The following is a 20191-nucleotide window of genomic DNA, read 5'->3' on the forward strand; positions in this document are numbered from 1 at the left end:
GCGTGCAACGTCACGGGTCGCGACGGGCTTCCCAGGAGAAGCCGCGGACGGCGAGGATCGCGCCGAGCAGGCCCCAGAGGCCCAGGATGAGCAGCGAGACGCTGTGGGTGGCGACGCCCTCGCCGTCGATCATCGCGCCCGAGAGACCTTCGACCAGATGCGTGAGCGGGAGCGCCTGCGCGATGTCGCGGACGATCTGCGGCGCCTCGTCGGCGTCGTAGAAGACGCCCGCGATCAGGATCTGCGGGAGGAAGACGGCGTTCACGTAAGCGGGCGCGGACTCCGGGTTCGGGATCGCGTGGGCGAGCGCCACGCCCAGAAACGTGAAGCAGACGACGCCCGCGGCGGCGAACAGCGCCATCGAGCCCCAGTCGCGCGGCCAGTCGACGCCGAGGATGAGCTTCCCGGCGAGGATCACGATCACGAGCTGCAGCGCGGCGTTGGCGACCGCGTTGCCGGCCAGCCCGGCCAGGTAGGCGGACGTGGGCATCGGCGTGCCGCGCAGGCGCTTGAGGATCCCGCGCTCGCGCAGGGTCGTGAGGTTGTAGGCCAGCGACGTGAACGTCGCCGACATCACGCTCATCCCGGCGATCCCGGGCACGATCACGGCCAGGTCCTCGTCACGGCCGGCGAACACGGCGCCGAAGATCGCCAGCAGGCCGAGCGGCAGCAGGACGCCGAAGAAGGCGGCGGTCGGGTTGCGCCAGAACATCCGGCGCTCGAGCCGGAACTGCCGCCACGCCGAGCCCCACCAGGGCACGGCTTCGGTCACGCGACGGCCTCCGTGAGCTCCAGGTACACGTCTTCGAGGCTCGGGCGCGTGACGCTCAGGTCCTCGAGCGACTCGCCGCGCGCGACGGCCTCGGCGGTCAGCGTGTGCAGCAGCGCCGTCGGGTCCTCCGTGAAGCGCTCCTCGAGCGTGCCGTCGGCGGAGCGCCAGGCGACGCGATAGCGGGACGCGCCGAGCTGGTCGGGCGGACCCTCGGCGAGGATGACGCCGTCCTGGAGGATCGCGACGCGGTCGGCCAGCGCCTGCGCCTCGTCCAGGTAGTGCGTGGTGAGCAGCACGGTCTTGCCGAGGTCGCGCAGCGCGCGGATGACGTCCCAGGCGGCGCGGCGCGCGGCCGGGTCGAAGCCCGTGGTCGGCTCGTCGAGGAAGATCAGCTCGGGGTCGCCGACCAGCGCGAGCGCGAAGTCCAGTCGCCGGGCCTGGCCGCCGCTGAGCCGGCGCGCTCGGCGATCGGCGCAGTCGTCGAGGCCGGCGAGCGCGAGCACTTCGTTCACCTGGCGCGGGCGCGGGTACATCGCGGCCCAGTGGGCGACGGTCTCGCGGACGGTCAGATGCGGGTAGGTGCCGCAGCTCTGCAGGACGATCCCGACGTGGGCGCGCAGCTCGCGGTCGCCGGGGTCGCGGCCGAGCACGCGGACCTCGCCCGAGTCCCGCTGGCGGTAGCCCTCGAGCACCTCGACGCACGTCGTCTTACCGGCGCCGTTCGGCCCCAGCAGGCCGAAGACCTCGCCTCGGGCCACGGTGAAATCGACCCCCCGGAGGGCAGCCAGTGAGCCGTACGCCTTGCTCAGGCCCGTGACCTCGATCGCGGGGACTCCCCTCGTCATCGCCTCCATCATGGCAACATCGCGGACGTTCACATGCTCTGCGGCTGCATCGACATCGGGACGAACACCACGCGCGTGCTCGTGGCGGACGCCCGCGAGGGACGCCTGACGGAGGTCCTACAGCGGCGCGCGTTCACGCGGCTGGGCCGCGGGTTGACGCCCGGCGGGGCGATCCCGGCGGCCCGGATCGCCGAGAACGCGGGAGTCGTGGCCGAGCAGGTGGCGCTCGCCGAGCAGGCCGGCGCGCAGTCGATCCGGACGGTCGCGACGGCGTGCATCCGCGTCGCCGCCAACCGCGAGGAGTTCTGCCGCGCCATGCTCGAGCACGGCGGGGTGCAGGTGAGCGTGCTGGACGGCGAGGAGGAGGCGCGGCTCGCCTTCCTCGGGGCGACCAAGACGCTCGAGCAGCCGCTCGCGGGGCGGGTCGCGGTGGTCGACGTCGGCGGCGGCTCGACCGAGATCGCGATCGGCACGGTCGACGGCGGGGTGGAGTGGTGGCGCTCGCTCGCGTTCGGCTCCGGCTTCCTCGCCGATGCCTATCTGGGCGACGACCCACCCTCGCGCGACCAGCTCGACGAGGTGCGCTTCCACGCGTCCCAGATGCTCGCGGACATCGACCCGCCGCCGGTCGACGTGGCCGTGGCGGTCGGCGGGAGCGCCGCCTCGCTGCGGCGGCTGGTCGGCGACGTGCTCGGCCATGAGAGCCTGGAGCGGGCGCTGCGGGAGCTCACGACCGGGCCGGCGGTGGACGTCGCGGCGCGCTTCGCGCTGGACCCGCAGCGGGTGCGGCTGATGCCCGCCGGGCTGCTCGCGCTGGAGGCCACCGGGCAGCTTCTGGGTCAGCCTTTGCACATCGCGCGCGGCGGTCTACGGGAAGGTGTGCTGCTCGACCTCGCGGGGATGTAACAAGTCGTTCACGGATTCCGCACCTTCGGTGCGATCATTCGAGTCTGTGACCGACGTCACCAGCCCTCCTGAGACACCGACCGCCGCCCCGGATCTCACCGATCCGGGCCTGTACTTCAACCGCGAGACCTCGTGGATGGAGTTCAACGACCGCGTCCTGCAGCTTGCTGAGGACCCGGAGACGCCGCTGCTGGAGCGGCTGAAGTTCCTGGCGATCGTCTCGTCGAACCTCGACGAGTTCTTCATGGTCCGCGTCGCCGGTCTGCACGATCAGATCGACGCCGGCATCGAGAAACCGCTGCAGGACGGGCGAACTCCGAGCCAGACGCTGGACGCGCTGCGGAAGGTCGTGCGCGAGCACATCGTCCGCCAGTCGCACTGCCTGCACAAGGAGCTGCGGCCCGCGCTGGCCGAGCACGGCATCCGGATCGTCGGCTACGACGAGGTCGAGGGTCGCCAGCAGCGTGACCTCGACGAGCGCTTCCGGCGGCAGATCTTCCCGGTGCTGACGCCGCTCGCGGTCGGCCTCGGCCGGCCGTTCCCGTACATCTCGAACCTGTCGGTGTCGCTCGGCGTGATGGTCCGCGACCCGATCTCGGAGATCGAGACGTTCGCCCGGGTCAAGGTGCCGAAGGAGATGCTCCCGCGGTTCGTGCCGGTCGGCGACGGGCGCACCTTCGTGACGCTCGAGGAGCTGATCGCCGAGAACCTCGACGTGCTCTTCCCGGGCATGGAGATCCTCGACCACGCGGTCTTCCGCGTCACCCGCGACGCCGACTTCACGGTCTCCGACGAGGCCGACGACCTCCTGCAGGCGGTCGAGGAGGAGCTTCGCGCGCGGCGCTTCGGCGAGACCGTGCGGGTGGAGGTCAGCGCGGGCATGAGCCCGGCGATCCGCGAGCAGATCACGCGGGCGCTCGAGGTCGAGCCCGAGGACGTGTTCGAGACCGACGGGCTGCTGGACCTCAAGGACCTGTGGTCGATCGTCGGCCTGTCCGGCTACAGCGAGCTGCGCGACCCGCCGTGGTCGCCGGTCACCCAGCCGCTCCTGCAGCCCGACGAGGAGGAGCAGCCTGACGTGCTGGGCGCGATGCGCAAGCGCGACATCCTGCTCCACCACCCGTACGACTCGTTCGTGACGTCGGTCGAGCGGTTCGTCGAGCAGGCCGTCAACGACCCGGAAGTGCTCGCGATCAAGCAGACCGTGTACCGGACGAGCGACGACTCGCCGCTGGTGCCGGCGCTCATCCGGGCGGCGGAGCGCGGCAAGCAGGCGGTGTGCCTCGTCGAGGTCAAGGCGCGGTTCGACGAGCGCGCGAACATCACCTGGGGCCGCGCGCTGGAAGAGGCGGGCGTGCACGTCGTGTACGGCCTGCCGTCGCTGAAGACGCACGCCAAGTGCATCCTCGTCGTGCGCCGTGAGGGCGACGGCGTCCGCCACTACCTGCACGTCGGCACGGGCAACTACAACGCCAAGACCGCGCGCCTGTACACGGACTTCGGCCTGCTGACGTGCGACGAGCAGCTCGGCAACGACGTCGCCGACATGTTCAACTTCCTCACCGGCTTCGCCCGGCCGCGCGGCTACCGCAAGGTGCTCGTGGCGCCGGCGCACCTGCGCCAGGGCGTGATCGAGGAGATCGACCGCACGATCAAGCGGCACTCCGAGGGCAAGCCGGCGCGGATCCGGATGAAGATGAACTCGCTCGTGGACAAGGAGTGCATCCGAGCGCTGTACCGCGCATCTCAGGCTGGAGTTGAGGTTGAGATCAACGTCCGCGGGATCTGCTGCCTGAAGCCCGGCGTGCCCGGGGTGTCGGAGAACATCCGCGTCGTGTCGGTGGTCGGCCGCTTCCTCGAGCACTCGCGCATCTACGCCTTCGAGCGCGGCGACGACAGCACGATCTACATCGGCTCGGCGGACCTGATGCCGCGCAACCTGGACACCCGGGTGGAGCTGCTGACCCCGATCCGCGACGAGACGCTGCGCTCCGAGCTCGTGGACACGCTGGACCGCTGCTTCGCCGACAACACGAACCTCTGGGACCTCGGGACCGACGGCGAGTGGACCCGCCGCCACCCGGAAGGCGACGAGCCGCGCAACGTGCAGAAGGAGCTGATGGCGGCGCATTCGTCCGCCGCGGCCGAAGCGCGCGCGCAGGCCTCGCAGGACTAGCGCCGCAGGAACGCGAAGGCGCCGCCGGCCAGGGCGGCGGCGCCGAGCACGATCCAGACCCAGTTGCGCGGGCCGGCGAGCTGGTACGCCACGATCGCGCCGCCGGCGCACGCCAGGCCGACCGTCTCGGGCCATTTGCGTAAGGCGTCATAAGCGCCGACGAGCAGCAGCGCGAGGCCCGCGCCCGCGAACAGCGTCCCCAGGCCGGGGTCGGGTGCCTCGAATCGATTCAGGAACGCCCAGAGCGCGCCGGCGCCGATGCTCGCGAGCAGCACGATCCACGTGCCGCCGCGGCGTGTGGCGAGGTTCACGATCCCCGCGAGCGCGGCGGCCAGGCAGGCGAGCGGGACGATCCGGCTCGGCCACGCCGTGCCCTCCCCGAACGCGTACTCGAGGCCCGTGGCTCCGAACATCCACGCGAGCGGCAGCGAGCCCAGCAGCGCCACGACACCGGCGACGACGCACCCGCGGCGCCAGTCCCGGTCCCACGAGCCGCGATCGTCGGCGGGCGCCTGCCGTGGCTTGCGCCTGGTGCGTGAGACCACGAACGGCGTCTCCAGCCCGTCATGGAGCTGCAGCTGGAGCGTGTGGCTCATGCGGTTGTGCAGCTCGCCCGCGGTGACCTCGCCGTCGGCGTTGCCGTCGGCCCGGCCGTCGCGTAAGGCCCGCACGACGGCGCGGGTGGGCGCGCCGGCGATCAGCGCGCGGCCGGGGCGCGTGTCGAGCTCGGTCCGCTCGTCCGTGGCCAGCACGAGCACGTGCGTGCTCCGGCAGCCGCTGACGTCGACGGGTACGCCGTCGGTGAGGACCAGGACGACGTCGTCCGGCGTCCGTACCGCGAGGAAACGCGCGATCGCGTCAGGCTCGTCCGTGCGCTCGACCGTGAAGTCGCCCCGCTCGGGGTCGCCGAGGATGCCGGCGAGCGCGGTCGCGTCCTCGTCCCCGGCAGATGCGGCGATCAGCGCGTAGCGGCCGGGCACGGCGGGATCATGGCGCACCCGCGCTCGGGACGCGTGAACGGCTGACCACACCCGCGGGCGCCGCGTCAAGCAACTCGCGCTTCGCGGCGAGTCGCTTGACCCGTCGCGGCGGGTGTGGTGTGTGCGGGTGAGCCGGGTTCCCCGGACTGTGGAACGCGCAGCGTTCCCTCGTTTGATGGCTCGGGCCGGTTTCGCAGGGGGTGCGGAACAAAAGCGTCCTCACAGGACCGTTTTGTTCGTCACCCCCCGCCCATAAGCGCGCCGGCGCCCGACGGTGTCCTCGCAGCTTCCGTCCCTCAACGAGTCGAGCCGGCACGCCGCTCGGGGAAGCGGCGTACCGGCTCATGGTTGACACGTTCGGGTCTAGGCCGCGTCGCGCAGCGCGCCCGTGGCGGGCGAGGCGCGGAGGTGACGCAGCGCGCGGTCTTCGGCGCAGCGGACTCGGCGGGGGGTGATGCCGAGCACGCGGGCCGCCTGGCCGGGCGTGTGGGGGGCCTCGGCGCCGAGGCCGAAGCGGAGCTCGAGGACACGGCGTTCCAGCCCGCCCAGGCCCGCCAGGACGGTGCCGAGGTCGGCGTGCATCCGGGAGACCGCGGCGGACTCCTCGGGGGTCGGGCCCTCGTCGGCCAGCAGGTGGCCGAGCTCGGCGTCGCCGTCGTCGCCCACGGGGGCTTCGAGCGAGACGGGCGCCATGGCGATGCGGCGGACGTCGGCCACCTCGGCCTCGGTCCACTCGAGCGCGTCGGCGACCTCGACGGGGGTCGGGGTCGCGCCGAGGGCCATGGCGAGGCGGCGCTCGACGGCCTGCAGCTTGCGCACGCGGTCGCCGACGTGCACGGGCAGGCGGACGGTGCGGCCCTTCTCGGACATCGCGCGGCCGATGGCCTGGCGAATCCACAGCGTCGCGTAGGTGGAGAACCGGAAGCCGCGGCGGTGGTCGAACTTCTCCACGGCGCGCACGAGCCCGATCGTGCCTTCCTGGATCAGGTCGAGCAGCGTCATCCCCGAGTCCTCGCGCTGGAAGCGCTTGGCCAGGTGGACGACGAGCCGCAGGTTGGCTTCGATCATGCGGTCTTTGGCTTCAAGATCGCCGCGCTCGATGCGGCGGGCGAGCTCGAGCTCTTCAGCGGGTGTCAGGAGGCGCGTGCGGGCGATGCGCTGGAGGAAGATTCCGAGGCCGTCGCCGAGCGTCGCGTCCGGGGTCGGCGGCGAAGCGGTGGGCATGTCGATGAGCATCGACCAAGTCCCTAAGCGACTCTGAAGCCGACCCTATGCGGGGCTTAAACAAAACGGCCCCGCAGGGTGCGGGGCCGCAAAGTCTCGGGTTAACCCGACGTCAGAGCTACTTCAACGACGTCCAGGCCAGGTCCCACTGCGAGTTGTTCTCCGCGATGACGCCCGCGACGTTCTTGGACTGGATCAGCGCCTGCTTGTCCCAGATCCACGGAATCGCGGCCGCGGTCGCCGTGACCATCTTGTCGACCTCGCCCCACAGCTGGGCGCGCTGGTCGACCGGGGCGATCTCGGCCTCGTCGATCTTGGCGTTGATCGCCTCGTCGTTGAGCTGCGGCCAGTTCGAGTTGCCCTCGGGCAGGATGTTCTTGCCCGCGAACGTCGGCGACAGCATCGTCTGGCCGTCGGCGAAGTCGCGGATCCAGCCCACGTTCGGGCAGATCGCCACGTCCGCCTTCGGGACGTTGCAGTACCGCGTGTACATGATCTGCGGCTCGACCAGACGCAGCTGCACATTGAAGCCCATGTTCGTCAGGCTCTCCTTGGCGACCTCGGCGGTCTTGGCCGCCACACCCGCGTTGGAGCCGACCATCAGGAGCTTCTCGGTGCCCTCGTACTTGCCGGACGCGAAGCCCGCGGCCTTGAAGTACTTGGCGGACACGTCCGGCAACGGCGCGCCGTCGGCCGAGAGGAAGTCCACGCCCGTGCCCTCGGCGCCGCCGGCCTCTTCGAAGCCGGCCGTTCCGGGCGGCAGGAAGTGCGTCGCCATGTCGCCGACCGTCTTGCCACCACGCGTCAGCAGGAGCGCGTTGCGGTCCATGCCGGCGCTGACGGCCTTGCGGATGTTCGCGTCGTCGAACGGCTTGATCGTCGTGTTGAGCGCGATCCAGCGGCCACCGACCGGCGGGGCGAGCTTGATCTGGTCGGGCGTGTTGTCCAGCGCCGACTTCAGGTTCTCCGGCAGCGGCGTGAAGTCACCCGCGATCATGCTCTGACCCTCGAGGATCTTGCGCGAGGCGATGCCCACGTCGTCGTTGCCCTCGAGGTTGTCGATCTCGTCCAGGTGCGCCGGTTTGTAGTCGAGCGACTTGTCCCAGTTGTCGTTGCGCACGAGGTGGATGCGCTTGCCCGGGTCGTAGCCGATCGACTTGCCCGACGCGTCGTTCTCGATCATGTACGGGCCGGTCGAGAGCTGGTTCTCACCGTAGGTCGACTGCGGCTCGGCGTCGAACTTCTCCGCGTACTCCTCCGGCACCGGAGCGGTCGCCGGGTAGGCGAGCGCGCCCGCGGCCATGACGCCGCCGACCGGGCGCTTGAACTTCAGCACCAGGGTGGTGTCGTCCGGCGTCTCGATGCCCTTGATCTTCGTGCCCGGATCGGCACCGACCTTGGCGCCCTCGAGGTCGCCGTAGTACGAGGTGGTGAAGCCGTTGGCCACCGAGGAGAAGAAGCCGCGCTCGATCGCGTACTTGACGTCCGCGGACGTGACCACCTTGTCGTACGGCTTGGAGTACTTGACGCCCGGCTTGATCTTGATCGTGACGGTCTTGCCGTCCTCGGACACCTCGGGGAGGCTCGCCGCGAGGTCGGGCTGCATCGTCACCGGATCATCCGGCTTGTACGAGTACAGGGGCTTCTGCGTCGAGAAGCAGATGAAGGAGCCCATCTGGGAGTACGTACGACCGCAGTCGATGAAGTCGACGTCGCCGGCCCACAGCACCTCGAGCTTGCCGCCCGTCTTGGCCTGCGCCGGCGGCGTGGCCTGGCCCGTCGGCGTGTCGCCTCCGTCGTCACCGCTGTCCGAGCCGCCGCAAGCAGCGACTCCGAGAGAAAGGGCCGCGAGCATGGCGACCCCCGTGGTCCACGCGGACCTACGCATGTAGAGCGTCCTTTCCTAGAACCTAAGAAATGCGGTCGGCTCCGGGTGTGGCCCCCGCCAACCCGTAAGACGACCACCGATCTGCCCAGCACGGTAGCGAGTGAAAGTGACGTCGAGGGCCAGTACCACGCGTGCGGGCTTCCTTCCCGGTAAGTGCCGGAAACCCTAGGTGCGCCGAAGTTACTGACGCGGTGTCTACGCGTTTCGTCAGCGCTCTGACACGGCGTCGATAGTCACGCTGAAGCGAGCGCTGAAGGTTCCGCCCGAAGGAACGGAATCCGGTCCATGGCGCAGGGCGTCGGCCGGCGCGGTCATCGGCTCGAAACAGACGATGTCGGCGATCGCCGGCGCGAACACCTGCGCGTACGCGTAGCCGTCCTCGAACGCCACCTCGATCCGGCGCCCGCCGCCCTCCAGGACGAACGCGCCGGTGCCACCGTACGTGTAGCCGTCGTCGAAGGTGCGGTCCCCGAGCGGGCCGTCGAGCGCGCCGGCCGGCGTGCGCTCGCCCGTCGGGATCAGGTTGGCGTCGACGACGATCCGCTCCGCGACCGGCAGCGTGAGCGCCCACTCCGCGCGCGGGACACCGGGCAGCTGGAAGAACGGGTGGTGGCCGAACGCGATCGGCACCGGCCGCTCGCCCGCCCTGATCGTCGTGGTGATCGTCAGCCGCCGCGCGTCCAGCTCGGCGGTCTGGGCGATCTCGTGGTCGAACGGGAACCCGGCAAAGCCCTCGACCCGGTGCGCGGCTGCCGCGCGCGTGTCCGTGTGCTCGGTCAGCGCCCACCCGGTGACGGCGCGCCGCAGGCCGTGCAACGGGAGGCCGTGCTCCTCGAGGTACAGGTCGGCCGGGTCGAGCTCGACCGGCGTGCCGTCGAACATGTAGGCGAACCCGCCCAGCCGGTTCGCCCACGGGTGCAGGAGCGGGATGCCGCGCGCCCACGGGCGGTCCGGCACGTGCGCGGTCACGTCGCCGAGCAGCTCTTCGCCGTCGTGGCGCAGTGACACGCAGTGCAGGGCGTCGGCGGGCTCGAACGTGGCTTCGAGCCCGCCGGAGGTGAGCGTTACCAGTGCACGCCTCGCATCAGATAGGCCAGCGCGGTCGCCTCGCCCGAGGCCTTGTCCCCGCCTTCCCCGCCGTCCTTGCCGCCGCCCTTCGCGGCGGTCGACTCCGGGAAGACGCGGTACGCGAGGTGCAGGATCTGGTCGACGGCCTTCGGCGCGAGCGCGTACGCGACCTCGCCGAACGTCCCGAGCTTGGTGTTGATCTGCTTCGGCTTGGCGCGGATCGCCTCGCAAACCAGGTCCGCGGCCTCCTCGGGGGAGATCGTCGGGAACGAGTCGTACATCTTCGTCGGCGCGATCATCGGAGTTCTAACGAGCGGCATGTGGATCGTCGTGAAGGTGACGTTGTCGCCGATCGTCTCCGAGCTGACCACGCGCGTGAACGCGTCCAGCGCCGACTTGGAGGCGACGTAGGCGCTGAAGCGCGGCGGGCTCGTCTGCACGCCGATCGAGGACACGTTGACGATGTGCCCGCCGCCCTGGTCGCGCATGTGCGGGAGCAGGCCGAGCATCAGCTTCACGGGGCTGAGGTAGTTCAGGTGGACCGTGCGCTCGTAGTCGTGGAAGCGGTCGTAGGAGAGCGCCACCGAGCGGCGGATCGAGCGCCCCGCGTTGTTGACGAGCATGTCGATCCGCGGGTGGTCGGCGAGCAGCTTCTCGACGAGGTCCTCGATCGCCTCGAAGTCGCTGAGGTCGCACGGCGCGACGTACGCCGTGCCGCCCGCGGCCTCGATCTCGGCCTTGACCTCCTCGAGCTTCTCCAGCGTGCGCGCGACGAGGATCGGGACGCCGCCGGCGGCCGCGATCTTCAGCGCCGCGGCGCGGCCGATGCCGGAGGACGCGCCCGTGATGATCACGGTCTTGCCGTTGACCGCGCCCTCGAACGAGTGGTCCTTGTAGAGGTCCGGGTCCAGGACCCGCTCCCAGTAGTCCCACAGCTTGTGCGCGTAGGTCGGCAGCGAGGGGACGGTGATGGTGCTGTCGCGCAGCGCGCGCTGGGCGTCCCGCGAGTCGAACCGGCACGTGAGCGCGATGTACTCCACGACCTCGTCCGGGATGCCGAGATCCGCGAGCAGGTTGCCGCGGATCTGCTTGAGCGCCGGCAGCTTGAGCGCGAACGACAGCACGCCCTTGGGCAGGTTCTGCAGCGCCCGGCGGTCGATCCGCATGACCGCGCGCGGCGCGTGCCCGGCCTCCGCGAACGTGTTGAGCACCTCGCCGACGCGCTGGCCCTTGGGGTCGACGATGTGGAACGTGTTGCTCTCGAGGTCTTCCTTGTGGGCGATGTGGTCGATCGCGGCGGCCACGTAGTCGACCGGGACGATGTTCGTCCAGCCCCACTCGAGGCTGATCAGCGGGAACCACTCCGGCAGCGCGTGCCGGACCTTCTGGAGCAGCTTGAAGAAGTAGTACGGACCGTCGATCTTGTCCATCTCGCCGGTCTTGGAGTTGCCGACGACGATGGACGGGCGGTAGATGCGCAGCGGGCTCTTCACGCGCTCGCGCACGAGCCGCTCGGACTCGAACTTGGTGCGGTGGTACGGGTGGGCCAGCTTCTGGCCCTCGTCGAACATGTCCTCGTTGAACGTGCCGTCGTCGTAGAGCCCGGCGACGGCGATCGAGGAGATGTGGTGGAAGCGGCCGACGTCGAGCCGGTTCGCGAGGTCCACCGCGTGCTGGGTGCCGCCGACGTTGATCTGCGTGTTGCTCGCCTCGTCGGCGGACATGTCGTAGATCGCCGCGAGGTGGAAGAAGTGGTCGATCTTCGGCAGCTCGGTCTCGACACCGAGGTTCGGCAGCGCGAGGTCGCCGAGCACGGGCTTGATCCGGTCGGCCTGACCCCAGCCTTCCACGAGCGTCGCGAGCTTCTCGCGGGAGCCCTCGCGTACGAGGACGTAGATGTCACCTTCACGCTCGAGCAGGCGCTCGACCAGGTGGCGACCGATGAAGCCGGTGGCGCCAGTGACGAAATAGTTCGTCAACGCTCTCTCCCTCCGTGACCGCTCACGGAGCGGAGCCTACTTTCTCTGGGCGAATCGCCGCGCACCGTCGTGCGCGGCGGTGAGTCGCTCGCGGCCGAGGGCGGCTTCCAGGGCGAGGCCCTGCTCGAGCGGGAGCGTCTCGCCTTCGAGCAGTGCGCGGCGGTCGCTGTTGGTCGTCGCGCGCGGGTGGGCGGCGATCTCCTCGGCCAGCGCGAGCGCGCGCGTGACGTGGTCGCCCGGGTCGACGAGGCGCGTGATCAGGCCGATCCACAGGGCTTCCTCCGCGTCGACGGTGCGGCCGGTGAGGACGAGGTCGAGCGCGCGGCCGGTGCCGATCACGCGCGGGAGGCGCTGCGTGCCGCCGTCGATCAGCGGGACGCCCCAGCGGCGCTCGAGGCAGCCGAAGGTGGCGGTGGTGGTGGCGACGCGCAGGTCGCACCAGAGCGCGAGCTCGAGGCCGCCCGCGACGCAGTGCCCGGAGATCGCGGCGATCGTCGGCTTGGGCGAGAGCAGGCGCGTGAAGCCCATCGGGCCGCCGGGCGCGTCGGCGTCGAGCGTGTCGAGCGCCTTCAGGTCGGCGCCGGCGCAGAAGGCCTTCTCGCCCGCGCCGGTGAGGACCATGACGGCCGCGTCGTCGTCTTCGACGAACCGGTTGAAGGCGTCCAGCAACGCCTTCGCCGTGTCTCCGTCTACGGCGTTGTGCCGCTCCGGGCGGTCGATGGTGACGACCGCCGCGGTACCACTCCGCTCGTAGCGGACTACCAACCGCCGCGAAGATCCGCGCGGGCGCGGCGGGCCTTCTCGGCGTTCCAGCGGCGCAGGCGGCGGTTCTCGAGCCGGTGGTAGGCGATCGACAGCACGAGGATCAGGACGGGGAAGCCGCCGATGATCAGGAAGCCGGCCATCGTGACCACGCGGTCGTTCGTAAGGCCCCACGTGCCCTCGCCGCCGTCCTTGCCGGGATACGCGAGCGCGGCGGGCGCGCTGAGCGCGAGCAGCCAGAGGGTGAGGAGCGCCGTACGGACCATGCGGGGCATGGTACCCCAGGGAATCCGCGAAGCGATTCCCCAAGCCGAAATGGGCACGCGCCGGCGAAGCCCGCCGCGCACATGAAGCGCCCCTATCCTCATCCGCGATGGCTGTTGTGATCGCGTCTGATCTCGCCAAGGACATGGCGGGCGAGCCCCTGCTCCGGGGTGTGTCGTTCAAGCTCGAGCGCCGGGACCGGCTGACCCTGTCCGGGCGCAACGGCTCGGGCAAGACGACCCTGCTGCGCATGCTCGCGGGCGAGACCGGGATCGACGGCGGCGAGCTCGCCTTCACCAAGGGCGTGCGCGTGAAGCTGCACGACCAGCGCCCGCCGCGCGACCGTGACCTGACGCTGCGCGACTACGTGCTCGGCGGGTGCAAGGAGCTGATCGAGCTCGAGGAGGAGCTCACGGCGCTCGAGGGCAAGATGGCCGAGGGCGACATGGGCGTGTTCGACGCCTACTCGCGCGCGCAGACCCAGCTCGAGCACGCCGGCGGGTACAACTGGCGCGAGGGCGTGAACTCGACGCTGCACGGGCTCGGGTTCCGCGACGCGCACATGGAGCGCTCGCTGTCGACGTTCTCCGGCGGTGAGCTCACCCGCGCGTCGCTGGCTCGCGCGCTCGCGGGCGACCCCGACCTGCTGCTCCTCGACGAGCCGACCAACCACCTCGACATCGAGTCGCTCGAGTGGCTGGAGGCGCACCTGCAGCAGCTCGACGCCGCCGTCGTGCTCGTCGCGCACGACCGCTGGTTCCTCGAGGCCGTCGGCACGTCCGTGCTCGAGCTCGAGGGCGGGCGCTCGAAGTTCTTCAAAGGCACCTGGTACGGCTGGCGGGCCGAGAAGGCCCAGCGCGAGCTGGCCCTGGGCCGCGCGATCGAGAAGCAGGAGGCGGAGATCGCCAAGCTCCAGCGCTTCGTCGACCGCTTCAGCGCCGGCACGCGCTCCAAGCAGGCCTCCTCGCGCGCGAAGAAGCTCGAGAAGATGGACAAGCTCACGACCGACCCGAAGGACAGCAAGGGCCTCGGGTTCGCGTTCAAGCCGCCGGAGCGTTCCGGGCGGGTGATCTTCGAGCTCGAGGACGGCACGCTGAAGATCGGGGAGCGCACGCTGCTGCACGATGCCGAGATGTGGCTCGAGCGCGGCGAGCACGTGTCGCTCGTCGGCGCGAACGGCTCCGGCAAGTCCACGCTCATCTCGGCGCTGACCGGCAAGCGCGAGCTCGACGCCGGCAAGCTGCGTCGCGGGCACAACGTCAACCTCGGGCTGCTCGCCCAGCACGCGGAGGAGTTCCAGCAGGGACGCACCGTGCTGGAGGCCTGCGTCCGCGCGACTAAGCTCACGCCCAACAACGCGCGGTCGCTGCTCGGCAAGTTCCTGTTCAGCGGTGAGGACGCGGAGAAGCCGCTCGACGGGCTCAGCGGCGGTGAGCGTCAACGGCTGTCGCTCGCGATCCTCGTCAGCAGCGGCGCCAACGTCCTGATCCTCGACGAGCCGACCAACCACCTGGACCTGGAGAGCCGCGAGGCGCTGGAAGCCGCGCTGCAGCAGTTCCAGGGCGCGCTCGTGTTGGTGTCGCACGACCGCGCGCTGCTCGACGCCGTCGGCACGCGCACCGTCGCGCTCGAGGATCAGACGTTGCACTCCTACGTCGGCGGCTGGCCCGAGTACGTGCGCGTGCGCGAGGAGCGCGCGGACGCCGCGAAGTCCGCCAAGCAGGCGAAGAAGTCCGCGCCGGCGAAGGCCGCCGCCGCGGCCGCTCCGACGCCGGCCGCCAAGCCCGTGGCCCGGTCCAAGAACGAGCAGGCCAAGGCCAAGAAGCTCGAGTCGCAGATCGAGAAGGCCGAGGCCGCGCTCGCCGCGCTCGAGGCGGAGCTCGCCGACCCGTCAGCGTGGAACGACCCGCGCTCGGCCGCCAAGTCCACCGAGCGCCACACCGAGGCCAAGAAGACGCTCGAGGCGCTGTACGCCCAGTGGGAGACGGTTGCGAGCTGAGTACCCGCACACGCTGTCCATCCCCACGCGGTGGATGGACAACGACGTCTACGGGCACGTCAACAACGTCCAGTACTACTCGTACTTCGACACCGTCATCAACGAGTACCTGATCCGCGAGGGCGGGCTGGACATCCACGCGGGCCCGGTGCTCGGGGTGTGCGCGGAGTCGCACTGCACCTACGCGGCCGCGATCGCGTTCCCGTCGGTGGTCACAGCCGGGCTGCGGGTGGCTGAGCTGGGACGCTCGAGCGTGCGCTACGAGCTCGCGCTGTTCGACGGCGAGGCCGACGAGCCCGCCGCGACGGGTTGGTTCGTGCACGTCTTCGTGGACCGGGAGACCCGGCGGCCAGCCGAGATCACGGGCCGGATGCGCGCCGCGCTACAGGCGCTTGTGAACGAAGCCTAACTGGGGAGCGATCCGGGTACAGGCGCGGTCGCCATGCGTTATGCCGCCCCGCTCATCGTGCTGTTGACCTGGTTGTTCGCCGCCCCCGCGAGCGCGGCCGTCGTGCCCGGACACGTGACGATGGTCAGCGAGCGAGGAGAGTCGATCGGCAAGGGCGCGCACCGGCTTTACGACACCGCCGAGGGCGACTGGGTGGGCGCGACGGTGGCCGACGACGGGAACGCGATCGACGTGTTCGTCAACGGCGGGCCCGAGGGCGACAACTTCGACCTCGAGTTCGGGGCCAAGCGGGGTGAGCCTCTGGTGCCGGGCGTCTACACCGGCGCGGAGAACTTCGGCGACCCGGCCAAGCCGAAGATCCAGATCCACGGCGACGGTCGCGCGTGCAACTTCGCGAGCGGCTCGTTCGAGGTGCGCGAGCTCGCGATCGGCGCGGACGGGACCGTCCAGCGCGCGTGGATCCTGTACGAGCAGGTCTGCGAGCAGGGTCGCCAGCGGCTGTTCGGCGAGGTCCGGATCGGCGCGCCGGCGGCTGTCGGGCCGCAGGTGATGCCGACCATCGCGCGCTTCCCCGCGGTCGACGTCGGCTGGGGCGGGCCCACCGTGCAGGTGGTCGCCAAGCCGGCGGCGGGCGGGCGGATCGTGCGCGCGGAGCTGGCCGGCGCCGCGGCCGCGGACTTCGTCGTGCGCGACGATCGCTGCTCGGGCGCGACCGTGGCGACCGGCACGGCGTGCGAGGTGTGGGTGCGCTTCATGCCCAAGTCGGCGGGGACGCGGCTCGCGACGCTGCGGGTGACGGACGCCGCGGGCGGGACGACCGACGTGCCGGTGCAGGGCTTCGCCTACGGCGGCCAGCGGTCGTTCGTCATCGACAGCGACCCGTTGGGCAACCGGTACGCGTACGGCGCCGAGGCGTACTCGGACGCGCGCTGGGCGGACGTCGACGGACCGCGCCGCGGCCTGAACGTGAGCGTCATCGACGCCGAGGACCGCAACTGGAACCTGCACCTGACGGGCGCGCCGCTCGAGGCCGGGCGCACGTACAGCGGCGGGATCGAGCTGTACGCGCTCGGCTGGTGCGAGCGGCACGGCGGGACGTTCACCGTGCACGAGCTGACCTATGACGCGGACGGCGTGCGTACGCTCGACATCTCGTTCGACCACCACTGCCAGGACAACCCGAACGGGACGCGCGGGCGCGTGAAGTGGCGGGCGGGCGACACGACGCCGCCCGCGCCGTGGATGGTCGCGCGGGTCGGCGCGACCGATCGCGCGGCCGTGGTGGCGGGGCCGCCCGCGCCGGCCGTGACGGCCGCAGCGCGCGACGTCGACGGTGACGGTGGTCAGCGAGCCCGGCGACTACATCGGGGCGGGTGTGGCGCGCACGTTCGACGCGAGCGCGGGTGACTTCTTCCAGCCGCGCCTGCGTCCTGACGGCGCGCTGGACCTCGTGGTCGAAGGCGGCCCGTACGACGAGATCTTCTTCTTCACGCTCGCCGCGCCCAACGGCGAGCCGCTCGTGCCCGGCGTGTACGCGCGGGCAGGGCGCAGCTACGTGCGTGGGCGGCCGGAGATCGACATCTGGAGCGAGCCGCGCGCGTGCGAGGCCGTCGGCGAGTTCGAGGTGCGCGACATCGCCGTCGCGCCGGACGGGACGGTCGAGCGCGCCTGGATCATCTTCCGCCAGAACTGCGAGCACGAGCCGTCGATGTTCGGCGAGATCCGGATCGGCCAGCCCGCCGCAACCGGGCCGCGGGCGGTGCCCGGGTTCGTGCGCTGGCCGGCGGTCGACGTGGGGGAGACGGGTCGCAACGTGCCCGTGCGCGTGGCGCCCGCGGGTGGGCGGATCGAGGCCGTCGAGGTGATCGGCGCCGGCGCGAGCGACTTCCCGGTGCGCACGAACGGCTGCGCCGCCGCGGCGGCTCCGTGCACCGTGACGCTCGGGTACAAGGCGGCCGCGCCCGGGACCCAGCGCGCGTGGCTGCGGATCACCGACAGCACGGGTGCGCGGACCGACGTGCCGCTCCAGGGCTTCGCCTACGGCGGCGAGACGGGCGTGACGATGACCTGGCCCGGCTACGGCACGTCGAGCCTCGGGCCCGACGCGTCCTGGCTCCTCGAGGTCAACCGCACCCGCGCCCGGATCGACGTCGAGGGCGAGGATGACTCCACGCGCAGGAACTTCCGCTTCGAGCCGTCGAGCGGCGACATCCTCGCGCCCGGCACGACCTACTCCAGCCCGTTCACCAGCTTCGGACCCGCGTTCAGCCAGGCCAGCGGCGGCTCCGCGTGCTCGGGCCCCGGCAGCTACACGGTGCACGACCTCAACATCCTCCGCGGCGAGCTCAAGTCGCTGTGGATCTCGTTCAAGCGCGACTGCGGCCCGTACGTGGAGGGCACGATCAAGTTCCGCCTGGGCGATCGGACGCCGCTCGCGCCGTGGCTCGTCTCCGGGCCGGTGACCGACACGGGCCTCGCCCCGGGCGCGGAGCCGACCCCGACGCCCACGCCGACGGCGACGCCCACGGCGACCGCGACCGTGACACCCACGGCAACGGCGACCACGACCGCCACGGCGACGCCCACCGCGACCGCGACCGCGACGGCCACGGTGACTGCGACGCCCACGGCGACGGCGACGGCGACTGCGACGCCCGCGGCCACGACGCCCACGCCCGTGGCGATCGCGACGCCCGAGCCGACGGCCCTCCCCGCGCCCGACTCACGCGCCCGCGGGGCGGACGCGGCTCCGTTGTCCTCGTCGCGCACGTCAGCGGTCGAGCGTGCGGCCGCCCGGGTCCTCGCGAGCCAGCGCCGGCTGTCGGCCGCCGTCAAGCGGCTGAGCCCACGGCGCGTCGCCGCCGTGCGCAGCGCCAGCCGCCGGCTCGGCGTGGACCTTCGCGCGCACCGCGCGGCGCTCGTCGCGGCGGGGGCGAGCACGCGCGCCGTCGACCGGCAGCTCGCCGCCAACCTGACCCTCCAACGACAGCTGCGCCGCTACGAGCGCGGCAAGGACCGGCCCGCGGCGGCGAAGGCCATCGCCCGTGCCGCGAGCCGGATCTCCGCCTAGAACTCGACGAGCTGGAGCGCTTCGCGCCGGCGGCGCAGGAACTCGCGGTTGTGGTCGACGACGATCCGGCCGAGCTGGGCGCGCGCGGTGCGCTCGTCGAGGTCGAACTGCATCGCGAGCTCGCCGGGCGTGACGCGCACGACGCGCGCGACGGCCTTGACCGGCGGCGCGTCCGGGTCGACGTCGATCGAGACGTGCAGGTCGTCGCCGACGTTCGCCCGTAGCGGCGTGGTCGCGAGGACGCCGTCCGCGCTCACGTCGACGCTGCGCCCGGTCACGACCTCGGTCGAGTTCATGTGCCCGATCCGCATCCGGTAGTCGGCCTTGATGCGGGTCGCGCTGCGTCGGTTGAGCCCGATCCCGTCGGCGACGGTGAAGCGCACGTCGCCGGTGTCGCGACGGTGCACGAGCGTGCCTTTGAGCGCCATCAGCCCGCTGTCCGTGGGATAGGTGACGAGCGACCCGCGTACGACCGCAGGCAGGCGTGCCTGGTCGGCCAGGTCGACGAACTCGAGGGCCGCGGTCGCGCCGACGATGGCGACGACCTGGGCGTCGAAGACGTCCAGCGTGCGCGCTTCGCGCGCTTCGAACGGGACGTTGACGGTGACGAAGTCGAACTCGGACAGGCGGTTCATGGCTGGCTCGGATCTCGAAGGGGAGGAGGTGTCAGGAACGCATCAGCGGGCGCTGTAGCGGAGCGTGTCGGAGAGCGGCGCGGGCCGCCCGATGTGGTAGCCCTGGCCGTAGTCGACGCCGAGCTCGCACAGCAGCGCGAGCGTCTCCGCGTCTTCCACGCCCTCGGCGACGGTCTTCTGGCCGAACCCGCGCGCGAGCGAGACCACCGCGCGCACGACGTGCTGGCTGGCCGGGTTCTGCGGCAGGTCGCGCACGAAGTCGATGTCGATCTTCAGGTAGTCCACGGGCAGCCGCTTCAGGTAGGTGAAGCCGCCGTAGCCCGTCCCGAAGTCGTCGAGCGCGACGCGGCAGCCGAGGCGCTTGACGCGCTCGACGAACACGCACGCCGCCGCCTCGTCCTTGAGCAGCGCCGTCTCGGTGATCTCGAACACGATCAGCGACGGCTCCGCGCCGACCGCGGCGAGCTGGCGCGCAACGAACCCGTACAGGCTCGGATCGCCGAGCGAGTGCGCCGACAGGTTGATCTCGACGGGGTGGCCGGCGCGCGCGATCCGCGCGGCCTGCGTGATCACCCAGCGGTCGATCTCGGCGATGATCCCGTGCTGCTCGGCCGCCGGCAGGAAGAGCCCGGGCGGCACGAGCGCACCGTTGCGGTCCCGCATGCGGATCAGCAGCTCGTGTTGCACCGTCAGGCCGGTCACGACGTCCACGATCGGCTGCGCGTGCAGTTCGAAGCGGTCGTCGTCGAGCGCCTCGAGGCAGCGCCCGTACCAGAGCGCCGACTCGCGTTCGCGCTGGACCTGCATCGCCCGTGACTTGCGCTCGGTGACGTCGGTGCCGGCGGCGTAGATCCGCTCGCCGTCGGCGTAGCCCGTCCAGCGCAGCCACCGGAACGTGCCGTCGGCGCGCCGGCAGCGCACCTCGAGCGGCTCCACCTCGGCCCACGCGCCGGCCGTGCCGGTCGTGTGCGCCCGGAAGTGCACGCGCGCCTCTTCGTGGTCGTCGCTATGGATCAGGTCGAGGAGCCCGAGCTTGGAGAGCTCCTCGCGGGAGTAGCCGAGCAGAAGCTCCCACGCCGGGTTGGCGTCCAGCAGTCGACCGTCTTGGTCGGCAATGCACAGGAGATCGCTCGACAGGCGCCAGAACACGGATGCCTCTGGCCTGGCCTCCGCCGCCGGGGGCGGGATCAACGTTGCTGACATGTCGTGATGCC

17 protein-coding genes are annotated in these 20191 nt (G+C 71.3%); 6 read left to right on the top strand and 11 right to left on the bottom strand.

The genetic code is table 11. The features are described 5' to 3' along the window. Positions 1-10: 10 nt before the first annotated feature. Together OJ997_RS14885 and OJ997_RS14890 are read right to left on the bottom strand one after the other, a co-directional pair. Entirely contained in the window at positions 11-772 is a 762-nt protein-coding gene (locus OJ997_RS14885; RefSeq protein WP_270025938.1) for an ABC transporter permease, read from the bottom strand. After that, positions 769-1617, bottom strand: a complete 849-nt coding sequence (locus OJ997_RS14890) for an ABC transporter ATP-binding protein (protein ID WP_270025939.1) — start codon at positions 1615-1617, stop codon at positions 769-771. The genes OJ997_RS14885 and OJ997_RS14890 overlap by 4 nt, the downstream gene beginning before the upstream one ends. Before the next feature lie 33 nt (positions 1618-1650). Between OJ997_RS14890 and OJ997_RS14895 the strand changes: the two genes are divergently transcribed. Then, positions 1651-2523, top strand: coding sequence for a Ppx/GppA family phosphatase (locus OJ997_RS14895; RefSeq protein WP_270025941.1), 873 nt, complete (start codon positions 1651-1653; stop codon positions 2521-2523). Positions 2524-2659: 136 nt separating this feature from the next. Continuing rightward, positions 2660-4699, top strand: coding sequence for a polyphosphate kinase 1 (ppk1, locus tag OJ997_RS14900; RefSeq protein ID WP_372517899.1), 2040 nt, complete (start codon positions 2660-2662; stop codon positions 4697-4699). Here ppk1 and OJ997_RS14905 read toward each other — a convergent pair. The 7 genes from OJ997_RS14905 to OJ997_RS14935 all read right to left on the bottom strand — a co-directional run bounded on the left by OJ997_RS14905 (position 4696) and on the right by OJ997_RS14935 (position 12866). Then, a complete protein-coding gene (locus OJ997_RS14905) occupies positions 4696-5679 on the bottom strand; it encodes a hypothetical protein (RefSeq protein WP_270025945.1) in 984 nt (327 codons plus the stop codon). The two genes, ppk1 and OJ997_RS14905, sit on opposite strands and share 4 nt — an antisense overlap. A 363-nt stretch (positions 5680-6042) precedes the next feature. Continuing rightward, positions 6043-6903, bottom strand: a complete 861-nt coding sequence (locus OJ997_RS14910) for a sigma-70 family RNA polymerase sigma factor (protein WP_270025946.1) — start codon at positions 6901-6903, stop codon at positions 6043-6045. A gap of 118 nt (positions 6904-7021) precedes the next feature. After that, on the bottom strand, positions 7022-8791 hold the full coding sequence (locus OJ997_RS14915; protein ID WP_270025947.1) for an ABC transporter substrate-binding protein: 1770 nt from the start codon (positions 8789-8791) through the stop codon (positions 7022-7024). A gap of 207 nt (positions 8792-8998) precedes the next feature. Beyond that, positions 8999-9799 carry an aldose 1-epimerase gene (locus tag OJ997_RS14920; RefSeq protein WP_270025948.1) on the bottom strand — a complete coding sequence of 267 codons (801 nt, stop codon included), beginning with the start codon at positions 9797-9799 and terminating at the stop codon, positions 8999-9001. 56 nt (positions 9800-9855) lie between these two features. After that, positions 9856-11838: an SDR family oxidoreductase gene (locus OJ997_RS14925; RefSeq protein ID WP_270025949.1), complete on the bottom strand. Its 1983-nt coding sequence runs from the start codon at positions 11836-11838 to the stop codon at positions 9856-9858. Positions 11839-11874: 36 nt separating this feature from the next. Further along, positions 11875-12603, bottom strand: a complete 729-nt coding sequence (locus OJ997_RS14930) for a crotonase/enoyl-CoA hydratase family protein (RefSeq protein WP_270025951.1) — start codon at positions 12601-12603, stop codon at positions 11875-11877. Further along, on the bottom strand, positions 12597-12866 hold the full coding sequence (locus tag OJ997_RS14935) for a hypothetical protein (RefSeq protein WP_270025952.1): 270 nt from the start codon (positions 12864-12866) through the stop codon (positions 12597-12599). Before OJ997_RS14935 ends, OJ997_RS14930 begins: the two co-directional genes overlap by 7 nt. A 107-nt stretch (positions 12867-12973) precedes the next feature. Here OJ997_RS14935 and OJ997_RS14940 point away from each other — a divergent pair, with 107 nt between their 5' ends. Genes OJ997_RS14940 through OJ997_RS14955 form a run of 4 tightly spaced genes read left to right on the top strand, consistent with a single transcriptional unit; the run spans position 12974 to position 18342 of the window. Beyond that, a complete protein-coding gene (locus tag OJ997_RS14940) occupies positions 12974-14863 on the top strand; it encodes an ABC-F family ATP-binding cassette domain-containing protein (RefSeq protein WP_270025953.1) in 1890 nt (629 codons plus the stop codon). After that, positions 14853-15272, top strand: a complete 420-nt coding sequence (locus OJ997_RS14945; protein WP_372517898.1) for an acyl-CoA thioesterase — start codon at positions 14853-14855, stop codon at positions 15270-15272. Before OJ997_RS14940 ends, OJ997_RS14945 begins: the two co-directional genes overlap by 11 nt. Before the next feature lie 33 nt (positions 15273-15305). Beyond that, complete coding sequence (locus OJ997_RS14950; RefSeq protein WP_270025955.1) at positions 15306-16679, top strand: hypothetical protein; 1374 nt, start codon at positions 15306-15308, stop codon at positions 16677-16679. Then, positions 16612-18342: a hypothetical protein gene (locus OJ997_RS14955; protein ID WP_270025956.1), complete on the top strand. Its 1731-nt coding sequence runs from the start codon at positions 16612-16614 to the stop codon at positions 18340-18342. The genes OJ997_RS14950 and OJ997_RS14955 overlap by 68 nt, the downstream gene beginning before the upstream one ends. Here OJ997_RS14955 and OJ997_RS14960 read toward each other — a convergent pair. Beyond that, complete coding sequence (locus OJ997_RS14960) at positions 18339-18977, bottom strand: PilZ domain-containing protein (RefSeq protein ID WP_270025957.1); 639 nt, start codon at positions 18975-18977, stop codon at positions 18339-18341. The two genes, OJ997_RS14955 and OJ997_RS14960, sit on opposite strands and share 4 nt — an antisense overlap. Positions 18978-19019: 42 nt before the next feature. Beyond that, positions 19020-20180: a sensor domain-containing phosphodiesterase gene (locus tag OJ997_RS14965; RefSeq protein WP_270025958.1), complete on the bottom strand. Its 1161-nt coding sequence runs from the start codon at positions 20178-20180 to the stop codon at positions 19020-19022. Between the last annotated feature and the right edge of the window lie 11 nt (positions 20181-20191).

Origin of the sequence: Solirubrobacter phytolaccae, assembly GCF_027587195.1 — a bacterium.
Lineage (GTDB): Bacteria > Actinomycetota > Thermoleophilia > Solirubrobacterales > Solirubrobacteraceae > Solirubrobacter > Solirubrobacter phytolaccae.